The organism is Streptomyces sp. NBC_00390 (genome assembly GCF_036057275.1).
In the GTDB taxonomy this organism is placed as follows: Bacteria; Actinomycetota; Actinomycetes; order Streptomycetales; family Streptomycetaceae; genus Streptomyces.
Genome location: NZ_CP107945.1, coordinates 7114256 through 7128876 on the forward strand (window position 1 = coordinate 7114256; position 14621 = coordinate 7128876).

The window sequence follows — 14621 nt, forward strand, 5'->3', positions numbered from 1 at the left end:
CTGCGATCACCCTGCGTACCGCGCCCCGGTCACTCGCCGGACAGCACCGCCTGTGCGGCCAGCCGCGCCTCTTCGGCGCTGTCCGCGGCACGCGCCGCGGCGGCCGCACGTTCGCACTGCGCGAGGGTGTACTTCGCCAGCGTCGCCCGTACATAAGGAAGGGACGCCGCGCCCATCGACAGAGATGTCACGCCCAGACCGGTGAGCACACACGCGAGCAGCGGATCGGAGGCAGCCTCGCCACACACACCGCAGCTCTTGCCCTCGGCCTTCGCGGCCTCGGCCGACAGCGCCACCAGGTCGAGCAGCGCGGGCTGCCACGGGTCCTGCAACCGCGACACGGCACCCACCTGACGGTCGGCGGCGAAGGTGTACTGCGCGAGGTCATTGGTCCCCAGCGACAGGAACTCGACCTCCTGCAGGATCGAGCGCGCCCGCAGCGCGGCGGACGGAATCTCCACCATGGCACCGAACTTCGCCTGCAGCCCCGCCTCGCGGCACGCGTCCGCGAACGCCTTGGCGTCCGTCCGGTCGGCGACCATCGGCGCCATCACCTCGAGATACACGGGCAGACCGTGAGCCGCCTTCGACAGCGCGGTCAGCTGCGTCCGCAGGACCTCCGGGTGGTCGAGCAGACTGCGCAGCCCCCGCACGCCCAGCGCAGGGTTCGGCTCATCGGCAGGCGTCAGGAAGTCCAGCGGCTTGTCGGCACCGGCGTCCAGCACCCGCACCACGACCCGGCCCTCGGGGAACGCCTCGAGCACCTGGCGGTAGGCCTCGACCTGCTTCTCCTCGGACGGAGCCTGCTTGCTGTCGTCCAGGAACAGGAACTCGGTACGGAACAGCCCCACCCCCTCGGCACCAGCCTCGACCGCCGCCGGGACATCGGCGGGACCACCGACATTCGCGAGCAGCGGCACCTTGTGCCCGTCGGATGTGGCGCCCGGCCCGCTGGAAGCCGCCAGAGCGGCCTTCCGCTCGGCCGCCGCCGCAGCGAGCTGCGCCTTCTTCTCCTCGCTCGGCTCCACGAAGATCTCTCCCGTGCTGCCGTCGACCGCGATCATCGTGCCTTCGCCGATCTCCCCTGCACCAGGCAACGCCACCACGGCGGGCACGCCGAGCGCCCGCGCCAGAATCGCGCTGTGGCTGGTCGGCCCGCCCTCCTCGGTGACGAACCCGAGCACAAGCGTCGGGTCCAGCAGCGCGGTGTCGGCCGGCGCGAGGTCCCGCGCGATCAGTACATACGGCTCGTCGCTGTCCGGCACTCCAGGCATCGGCACACCGAGCAGCCGCGCCACGATCCGGTTGCGTACGTCATCCAGGTCCGCGACCCGCCCCGCGAGGTACTCACCGGCCCCCGCCAGCAGCGCCCGGTACGCGGCGAACGCGTCGTACACGGCACGCTCCGCGGTACTGCCCACGGCAATACGGCGGTCCACATCGGCCATCAGCTCCGGGTCCTGCGCCATCATGGCCTGCGCCTCCAGCACGGCCTGGGCCTCGCCGCCTGCCAGATTGCCCCGAGCAATCAGGTCGGCGGACACAGCCCCCACGGCCTGGCGGGCACGCCCCTGTTCGCGCCCCGCATCCTGCGCGGGGATCTGCTTGGCCGGCGGCTCGAGTACCGCCGTCCCCATGTGCCGTACTTCGCCGATCGCCACCCCGTGGCTCACGCCGACGCCTCTCAGCGTTGTCTCCATGTCACCCGTCTTGGATTGGGCGACGACCCCCCGGCCGCCGCGGTGGATATAGGGCGCGCCGTCATAGCAGCGTCGGCGTCACTGCCAGGTGAAGAGCACGTCACCGGACTTCACGTCGCCGTCCTCACGGACCTCGCCGAGCAGGTCCGTCGTGGCCTCGAGGGCTACGACCGGGCAGATGGCGGACTTGCCCGCCTCTTCGACGGCCGCCGGGTTCCAGCGCACGACGGCCTGCCCACGCGAGACGGTGTCGCCCTTGTTGACGAGCAGCTCGAAGCCCTGACCGTTGAGCTGCACAGTGTCGATACCGAGGTGTGTCAGCACCCCATGTCCCTCCCCGTCGACGACCACGAAGGCGTGCGGGTGCAGGGACACGACGATGCCGTCGACGGGGGAGACGGCCTCCGAAGCCTCACGAACGGGATCAATGGCAGTGCCGGGACCGACCATCGCACCGGAGAACACGGGGTCGGGCACTGCGGCAAGCCCGATGGTGCGTCCGGAGAGAGGGGACGTCACTGTGGTGGTCATGGACCCTCCAGGGGCGGAGTTTGGAACTGCGCCGTCACTGCTAGTCGCAGTCGGCGCACTGTTCAGCAGGGTATGTCATATGAAGTCCTAGTTCCGCCTGACAGATACCAGTTGGCGGACCTAGGGGTGCACCGGAAACGATTTGCCACGACTCCCGGTGAGCTGTACCGTCGTACTCCTGCCTGACCCCAACGCGACACTGAGTCGAAGGTCGGCGGCAGCACCTGTCAAGCCCGGATCCTAACTGGTCTACACCACTGCATGTCTGCAGGGTGGTGGTCAGAGGGGCCGAAAAAGCCTGATAGAGTTTGGAAACACCGAAGGGAAGCGCCCGGAGGACTCCTTGAAAAGAGCCCAAAGGAAGCGTCCGTTCCTTGAGAACTCAACAGCGTGCCAAAAATCAACGCCAGATATGTTGATACCCCGTCCATCTTCGGATGGCAGGGTTCCTTTGTAGAAACACAGCGAGGACGCTGTGTGCGACGGGGACTATTCCTCCCTGTCGCACCGCTCTCGTGGTGTCGACCCGATTACGGGTAAACATTCATGGAGAGTTTGATCCTGGCTCAGGACGAACGCTGGCGGCGTGCTTAACACATGCAAGTCGAACGATGAAGCCCTTCGGGGTGGATTAGTGGCGAACGGGTGAGTAACACGTGGGCAATCTGCCCTTCACTCTGGGACAAGCCCTGGAAACGGGGTCTAATACCGGATAACACTGCGGGCCGCATGGTCTGCGGTTGAAAGCTCCGGCGGTGAAGGATGAGCCCGCGGCCTATCAGCTTGTTGGTGGGGTGATGGCCCACCAAGGCGACGACGGGTAGCCGGCCTGAGAGGGCGACCGGCCACACTGGGACTGAGACACGGCCCAGACTCCTACGGGAGGCAGCAGTGGGGAATATTGCACAATGGGCGAAAGCCTGATGCAGCGACGCCGCGTGAGGGATGACGGCCTTCGGGTTGTAAACCTCTTTCAGCAGGGAAGAAGCGAAAGTGACGGTACCTGCAGAAGAAGCGCCGGCTAACTACGTGCCAGCAGCCGCGGTAATACGTAGGGCGCAAGCGTTGTCCGGAATTATTGGGCGTAAAGAGCTCGTAGGCGGCTTGTCACGTCGGATGTGAAAGCCCGGGGCTTAACCCCGGGTCTGCATTCGATACGGGCAGGCTAGAGTGTGGTAGGGGAGATCGGAATTCCTGGTGTAGCGGTGAAATGCGCAGATATCAGGAGGAACACCGGTGGCGAAGGCGGATCTCTGGGCCATTACTGACGCTGAGGAGCGAAAGCGTGGGGAGCGAACAGGATTAGATACCCTGGTAGTCCACGCCGTAAACGTTGGGAACTAGGTGTTGGCGACATTCCACGTCGTCGGTGCCGCAGCTAACGCATTAAGTTCCCCGCCTGGGGAGTACGGCCGCAAGGCTAAAACTCAAAGGAATTGACGGGGGCCCGCACAAGCAGCGGAGCATGTGGCTTAATTCGACGCAACGCGAAGAACCTTACCAAGGCTTGACATATACCGGAAAGCATTAGAGATAGTGCCCCCCTTGTGGTCGGTATACAGGTGGTGCATGGCTGTCGTCAGCTCGTGTCGTGAGATGTTGGGTTAAGTCCCGCAACGAGCGCAACCCTTGTTCTGTGTTGCCAGCATGCCCTTCGGGGTGATGGGGACTCACAGGAGACCGCCGGGGTCAACTCGGAGGAAGGTGGGGACGACGTCAAGTCATCATGCCCCTTATGTCTTGGGCTGCACACGTGCTACAATGGCCGGTACAATGAGCTGCGATGCCGCGAGGCGGAGCGAATCTCAAAAAGCCGGTCTCAGTTCGGATTGGGGTCTGCAACTCGACCCCATGAAGTCGGAGTTGCTAGTAATCGCAGATCAGCATTGCTGCGGTGAATACGTTCCCGGGCCTTGTACACACCGCCCGTCACGTCACGAAAGTCGGTAACACCCGAAGCCGGTGGCCCAACCCCTTGTGGGAGGGAGCTGTCGAAGGTGGGACTGGCGATTGGGACGAAGTCGTAACAAGGTAGCCGTACCGGAAGGTGCGGCTGGATCACCTCCTTTCTAAGGAGCACTTCTTACCGGCCCTCGGGTCGGTCAGAGGCCAGGACATCGGCGAACGTCCGATGCTGGTTGCTCATGGGTGGAACGTTGATTATTCGGCGCACTTGACCGTCTTTTCTTCCTAGTACTGCTCTTCGGAGCGTGGAACGGCAGGGGAGCGGCGAGGGCGCCTGGCGCGCTGTTGGGTATCTGAGGGTACGGACTGCGGTCCCTATCTTCGCGATGCCGGCCCCGGTGAACTCGTCCTTTGTGGGCGGGGTGGCGGGTGGCTGGTCGTTGCTTGAGAACTGCACAGTGGACGCGAGCATCTGTGGCCAAGTTTTTAAGGGCGCACGGTGGATGCCTTGGCACCAGGAACCGATGAAGGACGTGGGAGGCCACGATAGTCCCCGGGGAGCCGTCAACCAGGCTTTGATCCGGGGGTTTCCGAATGGGGAAACCCGGCAGTCGTCATGGGCTGTCACCCGCTGCTGAACACATAGGCAGTGTGGAGGGAACGAGGGGAAGTGAAACATCTCAGTACCCTCAGGAAGAGAAAACAACCGTGATTCCGGGAGTAGTGGCGAGCGAAACCGGATGAGGCCAAACCTACGACGTGTGAGACCCGGCAGGGGTTGCGTCGTGGGGGTTGTGGGATCTCTCTTTTACGGTCTGCCGGCCGTGAGACGAGTCAGAAACCGTATGGATAGGCGAAGGACATGCGAAAGGTCCGGCGTAGAGGGTAAGACCCCCGTAGCTGAAATTCATGCGGCTCGTTTGAGAGACACCCAAGTAGCACGGGGCCCGAGAAATCCCGTGTGAATCTGGCGGGACCACCCGCTAAGCCTAAATATTCCCTGGTGACCGATAGCGGATAGTACCGTGAGGGAATGGTGAAAAGTACCGCGGGAGCGGAGTGAAATAGTACCTGAAACCGTGTGCCTACAAGCCGTGGGAGCGTCGCATGCAAGCTTGCTTGTATGTCGTGACTGCGTGCCTTTTGAAGAATGAGCCTGCGAGTTTGCGGTGTGTTGCGAGGTTAACCCGTGTGGGGAAGCCGTAGCGAAAGCGAGTCCGAACAGGGCGATTCAGTAGCGCGCTCAAGACCCGAAGCGGAGTGATCTAGCCATGGGCAGGTTGAAGCGGAGGTAAGACTTCGTGGAGGACCGAACCCACCAGGGTTGAAAACCTGGGGGATGACCTGTGGTTAGGGGTGAAAGGCCAATCAAACTCCGTGATAGCTGGTTCTCCCCGAAATGCATTTAGGTGCAGCGTCGTGTGTTTCTTGCCGGAGGTAGAGCACTGGATAGGCGATGGGCCCTACCGGGTTACTGACCTTAGCCAAACTCCGAATGCCGGTAAGTGAGAGCGCGGCAGTGAGACTGTGGGGGATAAGCTCCATGGTCGAGAGGGAAACAGCCCAGAGCATCGACTAAGGCCCCTAAGCGTACGCTAAGTGGGAAAGGATGTGGAGTCGCAGAGACAACCAGGAGGTTGGCTTAGAAGCAGCCACCCTTGAAAGAGTGCGTAATAGCTCACTGGTCAAGTGATTCCGCGCCGACAATGTAGCGGGGCTCAAGCGTACCGCCGAAGTCGTGTCATTGCAGTATGTACCCCCAACGGGGACTGTGATGGGTAGGGGAGCGTCGTGTGCCGGGTGAAGCAGCCGCGGAAGCGAGTTGTGGACGGTTCACGAGTGAGAATGCAGGCATGAGTAGCGATACACACGTGAGAAACGTGTGCGCCGATTGACTAAGGGTTCCTGGGTCAAGCTGATCTGCCCAGGGTAAGTCGGGACCTAAGGCGAGGCCGACAGGCGTAGTCGATGGACAACCGGTTGATATTCCGGTACCCGCTTTGAAACGCCCAATATCGAATCAGACGATGCTAAGGCCGTGAAGCCGCCCCTGATCTCTTCGGAGTGAGGGGGAGTGGTGGAGCCGCCGGCCCAGATCTGTAGTAGGTAAGCGATGGGGTGACGCAGGAAGGTAGTCCAGCCCGGGCGGTGGTTGTCCCGGGGTAAGGGTGTAGCCCGAGAGATAGGCAAATCCGTCTCTCATGCAGGGTGAGACCTGATGCCGAGCCGATTGTGGTGAAGTGGATGATCCTATGCTGTCGAGAAAAGCCTCTAGCGAGTTTCATGGCGGCCCGTACCCTAAACCGACTCAGGTGGTCAGGTAGAGAATACCGAGGCGTTCGGGTGAACTATGGTTAAGGAACTCGGCAAAATGCCCCCGTAACTTCGGGAGAAGGGGGGCCATCACCGGTGATGAGTCTTGCACTCTGAGCTGGGGGTGGCCGCAGAGACCAGCGAGAAGCGACTGTTTACTAAAAACACAGGTCCGTGCGAAGCCGTAAGGCGATGTATACGGACTGACGCCTGCCCGGTGCTGGAACGTTAAGGGGACCGGTTAGCTCTGTTTCGACAGGGCGAAGCTGAGAACTTAAGCGCCAGTAAACGGCGGTGGTAACTATAACCATCCTAAGGTAGCGAAATTCCTTGTCGGGTAAGTTCCGACCTGCACGAATGGCGTAACGACTTCTCGACTGTCTCAACCATAGGCCCGGTGAAATTGCACTACGAGTAAAGATGCTCGTTTCGCGCAGCAGGACGGAAAGACCCCGGGACCTTTACTACAGTTTGATATTGGTGTTCGGTTCGGCTTGTGTAGGATAGGTGGGAGACTTTGAAGCCTGGACGCCAGTTCAGGTGGAGTCGCCGTTGAAATACCACTCTGGTCGTGCTGGATGTCTAACCTGGGTCCGTGATCCGGATCAGGGACAGTGTCTGATGGGTAGTTTAACTGGGGCGGTTGCCTCCCAAAGGGTAACGGAGGCGCCCAAAGGTTCCCTCAGCCTGGTTGGCAATCAGGTGTTGAGTGTAAGTGCACAAGGGAGCTTGACTGTGAGACCGACGGGTCGAGCAGGGACGAAAGTCGGGACTAGTGATCCGGCGGTGGCTTGTGGAAGCGCCGTCGCTCAACGGATAAAAGGTACCCCGGGGATAACAGGCTGATCTTCCCCAAGAGTCCATATCGACGGGATGGTTTGGCACCTCGATGTCGGCTCGTCGCATCCTGGGGCTGGAGTCGGTCCCAAGGGTTGGGCTGTTCGCCCATTAAAGCGGTACGCGAGCTGGGTTTAGAACGTCGTGAGACAGTTCGGTCCCTATCCGCTGTGCGCGTAGGAGTCTTGAGAAGGGCTGTCCCTAGTACGAGAGGACCGGGACGGACGAACCTCTGGTGTGCCAGTTGTCCTGCCAAGGGCATGGCTGGTTGGCTACGTTCGGAAAGGATAACCGCTGAAAGCATCTAAGCGGGAAGCCTGCTTCGAGATGAGGACTCCCACCTCCTTGAGAGGGTAAGGCTCCCAGTAGACGACTGGGTTGATAGGCCGGATATGGAAGCCCAGTAATGGGTGGAGTTGACCGGTACTAATAGGCCGAGGGCTTGTCCTCAGTTGCTCGCGTCCACTGTGTCAGTTCTGAAGTAACGAACTCGCCAGACCCCCGTTTTGCGGGTGTCGGTCGGCTGGAGTTCGACATCTTCATAGAGTTTCGGTGGTCATAGCGTTAGGGAAACGCCCGGTTACATTCCGAACCCGGAAGCTAAGCCTTTCAGCGCCGATGGTACTGCAGGGGGGACCCTGTGGGAGAGTAGGACGCCGCCGAACAATCTTTGTGAAAAGCCCCGCACCGGGTTACGGTGCGGGGCTTTTCTGCGTTCAGGGGCAGTCCTGATACCCCTGTGCAGGAGACCCCGATGGCTGACGGTAAGGTCATGGGGCATCGTTGGTACGTTCCACACAGGAGGCCCCCGGGTGGAGGTCCAGGAGACCCGCGTTCAGACGGACCGGGTACTCACCATCCCCAACATCCTCAGCATGGCGCGTCTTCTCGGCGTGCCGCTCTTCCTGTGGCTGATTCTCCGCCCCGAGTTCGGCGGGCCCAAGAGCGACGGCTGGGCACTGCTGGTACTCATGCTGAGCGGCGTCAGCGACTATCTCGACGGCAAGCTCGCCCGGCGCTGGAACCAGATCAGCAGCCTGGGCCGGATCCTCGACCCGGCCGCCGACCGTTTGTACATCCTGTCCACCCTGGTCGGACTGACGTGGCGCGAGATTCTGCCGCTCTGGCTGACGCTCGCCCTTTTGGCACGAGAACTGATGCTGCTGGTGATGGTGGGCATCCTTCGCCGGCACGGCTATCCGCCGCCACAGGTGAACTTCCTCGGCAAGGCGGCCACCTTCAACCTCATGTACGCCTTCCCCTTGCTGCTCCTGAGTGACGGAGTGGGGTGGCTTGCGTCACTCGCCGCGATTTTCGGATGGGCGTTCGCCGGATGGGGTACAACTCTCTATTGGTGGGCAGGGATCCTCTATGTGGTCCAGGTCCGCCGACTCGTCAAGGCGGACGCAGTGGCCGATTGACCTCGTCGGCGCGGTGCCGTGCAGTGTCGCCGGCCGCGCATGACGCCAAAGGGCCTCATTTTGGGCGGGTGAAGTCGGCTAGACCGTCGTCTCTTCAAGGAGGACGCTTCCGACATGAAGGCCGTCGTGATGGCCGGTGGCGAAGGAACCCGGCTTCGCCCCATGACGTCGAGCATGCCCAAGCCGCTCCTGCCGGTGGCCAATCGGCCGATCATGGAGCATGTGCTGCGGCTGCTCAAGCGGCACGGGCTCAATGAGACCGTCGTTACCGTGCAGTTTCTCGCCTCGCTCGTCAAGAACTACTTCGGTGACGGCGAAGAGCTCGGGATGGAGCTCACCTATGCCAATGAGGAGAAGCCACTCGGCACCGCGGGAAGTGTGAAGAATGCCGAGGAAGCGCTGAAGGACGACGCGTTCCTCGTCATTTCCGGGGATGCCCTCACCGACTTCGACCTCACCGACCTCATCGCCTTCCACAAGGAGAAAGGGGCACTGGTCACTGTCTGTCTGACGCGTGTACCGAATCCGCTGGAATTCGGTATCACGATCGTCGACGAAGAAGGAAAGGTCGAGCGCTTCCTCGAGAAGCCGACCTGGGGCCAGGTCTTCTCGGACACCGTCAACACGGGCATCTATGTCATGGAGCCCGAAGTCTTCGATTATGTCGAAGCCGATGTGTCGGTCGACTGGTCCGGGGATGTCTTCCCCCAGCTCATGAAGGAAGGCAAGCCGATCTACGGCTACATTGCCGAGGGCTACTGGGAAGATGTGGGCACCCATGAGAGCTATGTGAAGGCTCAGGCCGACGTCCTCGAGGGCAAAGTGCAGGTGGAGCTCGACGGGTTCGAGATCTCGCCGGGTGTCTGGGTCGCCGAGGGCGCCGAAGTGCACCCCGAGGCTGTTCTGCGGGGCCCGCTGTACATCGGCGACTACGCCAAGATCGAAGCCGGCGTGGAGCTCCGCGAGCACACCGTCATCGGCTCCAACGTCGTCGTCAAGAGCGGGGCATTCCTGCACCGCGCCGTGATCCACGACAACGTCTACATCGGCCAGCACTGCAATCTCCGCGGCTGTGTCATCGGTAAGAACACCGACATCATGCGCGCCGCGCGCATCGAGGACGGTGCGGTGATCGGTGACGAATGCCTGGTGGGCGAAGAATCGATTGTCCAGGGCAACGTACGGGTCTATCCGTTCAAGACCATCGAGGCCGGTGCGTTCGTCAACACGTCGGTGATCTGGGAGTCGAGGGGGCAGGCGCATCTGTTCGGTACCCGCGGTGTCTCCGGGATCCTGAACGTGGAGATCACGCCCGAGCTCGCGGTGCGGCTGGCAGGCGCGTACGCCACCACCCTCAAGAAGGGTGCGACGGTCACCACCGCGCGCGACCACTCGCGGGGTGCGCGAGCCCTGAAACGGGCGGTCATCTCCGCGCTCCAGGCCAGTGCCATCGACGTACGCGACCTGGAGAACGTGCCGCTGCCCGTGGCACGGCAGCAGACCGCGCGCGGCAGCGCGGGCGGAATCATGATCCGTACGTCGCCGGGTGTGCCCGACTCCGTCGACATCATGTTCTTCGACGAACGCGGCGCCGATCTCTCCCAGGGCGGCCAGCGGAAGCTGGACCGGGTGTTCGCCCGCCAGGAGTACCGCCGGGCGTTCCCCGGTGAGATCGGGGATCTGCACTTCCCGTCCAGCGTCTTCGACTCGTACACCGGGTCCCTGCTGCGCAATGTCGACACGTCGGGGATCGCTGAGTCCGGCCTGAAGGTCGTCATCGACGCGTCGAACGGCAGCGCCGGGCTCGTACTGCCGAGCCTGCTCGGACGCCTCGGTGTGGATGCCCTGACGATCAACCCGGGTCTCGACGAGGCCCGGCCCACGGAGACGGCCGAGACCCGAAGGTCGGGACTGGTACGCCTGGGCGAGATCGTCGCCTCCGCACGGGCAGCGTTCGGCGTGCGTTTCGACCCCGTCGGTGAACGGTTCTCGCTCGTCGACGAGCGGGGCCGGATCGTCGAGGACGACCGGGCGCTGCTGGTGCTGCTGGACCTGGTGGCCGCCGAGCGGCGCAGCGGTCGGGTCGCCCTGCCGGTGACGACCACGAGGATCGCCGAGCAGGTGGCGGCGTATCACGGCACGCAGGTGGAGTGGACGACCACATCGCCCGATGACCTCACCCGGGTCGGCCGGGAGGAGACCACCATCTTCGGCGGCGACGGCCGGGGCGGCTTCATCATCCCGGAGTTCAGCAGTGTGTTCGACGGATCGGCCGCGTTCGTGCGGCTGGTGGGTCTGGTGGCCCGGACGCAGCTCACGCTCAGCCAGATCGATGCCCGGATCCCGAGGGCGCATGTGCTGAAGCGTGATCTGCCGACCCCGTGGGCCGTGAAGGGGCTGGTGATGAGGCGCGTCGTCGAGGCGGCCGGTGACCGGCACGTCGACACGACCGACGGAGTCCGCGTGGTGGAGGCCGACGGGCGCTGGGTCATGGTGCTCCCGGACCCCGCCGAGGCAGTCACCCATCTGTGGGCAGAAGGGCCGGACGACACATCGGCGCAGGCCCTGCTGGACGAGTGGGCCGCGGTCGTCGACAGCGCAGGTCACTGAGGTGTGAGCCGGTGTGCCGGCGGTCGTCCGAGGACGGCCTCCGGCACACCGGTGGGGCCATTCGGCGGTAGCGGCCACGACGTGCGACGATGTGCGGCATGTCGCAGCAGCCCCCCGTTCGGAGCACCGGTTCCCCGCCCGCGCGTCCCGATGCCTCCATGTCGCTGCTGACGAACGTCATGGAGCACAGCCTCGACGACGGATACGCGGAGGCGACGGCGCGCAGGCAGGCCGAGGGCGGGGGACTGCCCCGTACCCTCAGGGCCAAGCTGGGGCTTGCCGCCGGTCTGGTCATCGCGGCAGTCATCGTCACCGTCGGTGCCGCGCAGGCGCGGATATCGGCTCCCGAGCTCGCCAAGGAACGTGAGGAGCTCATCGACCGCGTCGATGCGCAGACCGAGGCCGTGGACGAGCTGGAGAGCAACGTCGAGGCGTTGCGGCGTGAGGTGGAGGAGCAGCAGCGCAAAGCCCTCAAGACGCAGGGTGGGGACCAGAGCGATCTCGTCGCGCTGCTGGCCGGAGCGACCGAGGTCGCGGGGCCGGGAGTCAAACTCGTCGTCGACGACGCCGAGGAGTCCGACGAGGGCGGTGGGGGACCGCGTGAGAGCAGCGGCTTCTCCGACACGGGACGGGTACGGGACCGCGATCTGCAGCGGGTCGTCAACGGCCTGTGGGAGTCGGGCGCCGATGCCGTCGCGATCAACGGCCAGCGGTTGACGGCCCTGTCGGCGATCCGCGCCGCGGGCGACGCCATACTGGTCGACAACAGGCCGCTGGTACCGCCGTACACGGTGCTGGCGGTGGGGGACGGGAAGAAGCTGAGCACCGCGTTCCAGGACAGTGCCGACGGGCACTATCTCGACGCGCTGCGGGAGAACTTCGGGATCCGGTCCAGCATTTCGGACGAGGAAACGGTGCGCCTGCCCGCTGCCCCGAGCTTGATCGTACGTACAGCAGAGCCGAAGACCGCCGACGCCGCCCGGAGCGGCAGGCCGGAGACGGCAGACACAGGGAAGGGCACATCGTGATCGCCGTACTGGGCCTCGTCGTGGGAGTCGTGGTCGGACTGTTGGTCCGGCCCGAAGTGCCGGCGGTGGTCGAGCCCTATCTCCCGATCGCGGTCGTCGCGGCGCTCGACGCCGTGTTCGGCGGTCTGCGGGCCATGCTCGACGGCATCTTCGTCGACAAGGTCTTCGTGGTCTCCTTCCTGTCGAACGTGGTGGTCGCCGCGCTGATCGTGTTCCTCGGCGACAAGCTGGGAGTCGGCGCCCAGCTGTCCACCGGTGTGGTCGTGGTGCTCGGAATCCGGATCTTCTCCAACGCCGCCGCCATCCGCCGGCACGTGTTCAGGGCGTGATGCGGATGAGCAACGAAGAGAACCCGAAGGACGAGGAGCAGGGGGCGGAGCCGCCGCAGCGGCCGGAGTCGCAGCCCGCCCCAACGGCCACCCCACCGACAACCCCGGCGGACCTTCCGCCGGCCCCGCAGCCGGACACCGAACCGTCGGCTCCCGCCCCGCCGGCCGCCTCCGCCGAGCCGCAGACCGGACGCCAGCGGCTGCTGGCGTCGCTGTGGCCGCCACGGGCGTCCCGGGCCCAACTCGTCGTCGCCCTGCTGCTGTTCGTGCTCGGTCTCGGACTTGCCATTCAGGTCCGGTCGAACAGCGAGGACAGCGCCCTGCGCGGTGCGCGTCAGGAGGACCTGGTGCGCATCCTCGACGAACTCGACAACCGCACCCAGAGGCTCGAGGACGAGAAGCAGCGTCTCGAGGACCAGCGCACCGAGTTGGAGAACAGCTCGGACCAGGCGGAAGAGGCCCGGAAGCAGACGCTCCAGAAGGAACAGCAGCTCGGGATCCTGGCCGGCACGGTCGCGGCCGAGGGCCCGGGCATCACGCTGACCATCGACGACCCGACCGGCATCGTGGAGCCGGACAAGCTGCTCGACGCGATCCAGGAGCTGCGCGCCGCCGGTGCCGAGGCGATACAGGTCAACGACGTGAGGGTGGTGGCCGACACCTACCTCTCCGGGACGGCGGGCGACATCCAGGTGGACCGGAAGCCGGTCACCGCCCCGTACCGCTTCAAGGTCATCGGCAAGCCGCAGGACCTGGAACCCGCCCTGAACATTCCGGGCGGTGTGGTGCAGACATTGGAGAAGGAGCAGGCCACCGCCACGGTGACCCGTTCGGACAAGATCGTTGTCGATGCCTTGCGACCGGCGGAGCGGCCTGACTACGCTCGGTCGTCGTCGCAGTGAGACGGGGGATCATGAAGGCTGCCGGACCAGGGCATAAGCATGCAGGGGGGCGACGCGCCACACATGTGGTGCGTGGTGGAAACTGTCTGACGGATACGGACGTTGTGAAGGTGTCCGGGTCGGCAGGTGTGGTCGTCGAGAGGTCGTCCTGCCCCACGGGCGGGTCTATTTCGGTCAAGGGGAAACGCCCGTGAAGTTGTTTTCGAAGTGGTTCGGCAAGAGCGCGCGCGAGGACGGCGGCAACGCGAGACATCGCGCGCCGCGCCATGGCCAGAGTGAGGATCAGGGCGCCGACCGCCCGCTGTTCCGGGACGAGGTCACTGGTCCGGGCGGTGACAATTCGGGCGGACAGGGCGCGTCGTCTGTTGACCCTGCAGGTTCCGGCCGCATAGGTTTCGGAGAACCATCAACCTCAAGTACGGGTGGAGGGTTTTCCTCCGATCCGTATGCCACCAATCCTCACGCGGGACAGTCGGGGCAGGAGGATCCGTCCATGGCGGGCTTGCCGGTTTGTACGAGGTGCGGACACCGGAACACCGAGGCCGGCCGGTTCTGCTCCAACTGCGGTGCGCCGCTTCGCGGAGCGGCGGCGGAGCGCCCCTCGGAGACGACCTCGACCATCTCCATCTCCGGTATCGAGGCCTACGACTCGGAGGTGACGGGCCAGACCGCGGTTCCTTCGCTCTCCCCGGAGGCCCAGGCCGCGGTCGATGCCCTGCCGCTCGGCTCGGCGCTCCTCGTGGTGCGCCGCGGTCCGAACTCGGGCAGCCGCTTCCTGCTGGACGGCGACCTGACCACGGCCGGCCGTCACCCGCAGAGCGACATCTTCCTCGACGACGTGACGGTCTCCCGGCGGCACGTGGAATTCCGCCGGAGCCCGGAAGGCCTCTTCAGCGTCGCCGATGTCGGCAGCCTGAACGGCACATACGTCAACCGTGAGCGGATCGACTCGGTGGTCCTGGCGAACGGTGACGAGGTTCAGATCGGCAAGTACCGGCTGGTCTTCTACGCGAGCCAGCGGGGCGTGTGACCCTCCCCCGGACTC

8 protein-coding genes and 3 rRNA genes are annotated in these 14621 nt (G+C 64.2%); 9 read left to right on the forward strand and 2 right to left on the reverse strand.

The window, feature by feature from the left end; translation table 11 throughout:
• Window positions 1–29: 29 nt before the first annotated feature.
• Together ptsP and OHS70_RS31550 are read right to left on the reverse strand one after the other, a co-directional pair.
• Window positions 30–1700, reverse strand: coding sequence for a phosphoenolpyruvate--protein phosphotransferase (ptsP, locus tag OHS70_RS31545; RefSeq protein WP_328403032.1), 1671 nt, complete (start codon window positions 1698–1700; stop codon window positions 30–32).
• Between the two features lie 78 nt (window positions 1701–1778).
• A complete protein-coding gene (locus OHS70_RS31550; RefSeq protein ID WP_328403034.1) occupies window positions 1779–2231 on the reverse strand; it encodes a PTS sugar transporter subunit IIA in 453 nt (150 codons plus the stop codon).
• A gap of 543 nt (window positions 2232–2774) precedes the next feature.
• Between OHS70_RS31550 and OHS70_RS31555 the strand changes: the two genes are divergently transcribed.
• The 9 genes from OHS70_RS31555 (at window position 2775) to OHS70_RS31595 (ending at window position 14606) form a co-directional block, all read left to right on the forward strand.
• Window positions 2775–4300, forward strand: a 16S ribosomal RNA gene (locus OHS70_RS31555).
• 312 nt (window positions 4301–4612) lie between these two features.
• Window positions 4613–7736: ribosomal RNA gene (locus tag OHS70_RS31560) — 23S ribosomal RNA — on the forward strand.
• A 98-nt stretch (window positions 7737–7834) separates the two neighbouring features.
• Window positions 7835–7951 (forward strand): 5S ribosomal RNA (rrf, locus tag OHS70_RS31565).
• Together the 16S, 23S and 5S rRNA genes form the textbook arrangement of a ribosomal RNA operon.
• 147 nt (window positions 7952–8098) lie before the next feature.
• Entirely contained in the window at window positions 8099–8707 is a 609-nt protein-coding gene (locus OHS70_RS31570) for a CDP-alcohol phosphatidyltransferase family protein (RefSeq protein ID WP_328403036.1), read from the forward strand.
• 114 nt (window positions 8708–8821) lie between these two features.
• Window positions 8822–11317, forward strand: a complete 2496-nt coding sequence (locus OHS70_RS31575; protein WP_328403038.1) for a mannose-1-phosphate guanyltransferase — start codon at window positions 8822–8824, stop codon at window positions 11315–11317.
• Window positions 11318–11415: 98 nt separating this feature from the next.
• The gene (locus OHS70_RS31580) at window positions 11416–12345 is read left to right on the forward strand and encodes a DUF881 domain-containing protein (RefSeq protein WP_328403040.1); all 930 of its coding nucleotides are present in this window, start codon (window positions 11416–11418) and stop codon (window positions 12343–12345) included.
• Window positions 12342–12674, forward strand: a complete 333-nt coding sequence (locus OHS70_RS31585; protein WP_003970459.1) for a small basic family protein — start codon at window positions 12342–12344, stop codon at window positions 12672–12674. Before OHS70_RS31580 ends, OHS70_RS31585 begins: the two co-directional genes overlap by 4 nt.
• 5 nt (window positions 12675–12679) lie before the next feature.
• Entirely contained in the window at window positions 12680–13576 is an 897-nt protein-coding gene (locus OHS70_RS31590) for a DUF881 domain-containing protein (RefSeq protein WP_328403042.1), read from the forward strand.
• A gap of 82 nt (window positions 13577–13658) precedes the next feature.
• A complete protein-coding gene (locus tag OHS70_RS31595) occupies window positions 13659–14606 on the forward strand; it encodes an FHA domain-containing protein (protein ID WP_328406054.1) in 948 nt (315 codons plus the stop codon).
• Window positions 14607–14621: the final 15 nt, after the last annotated feature.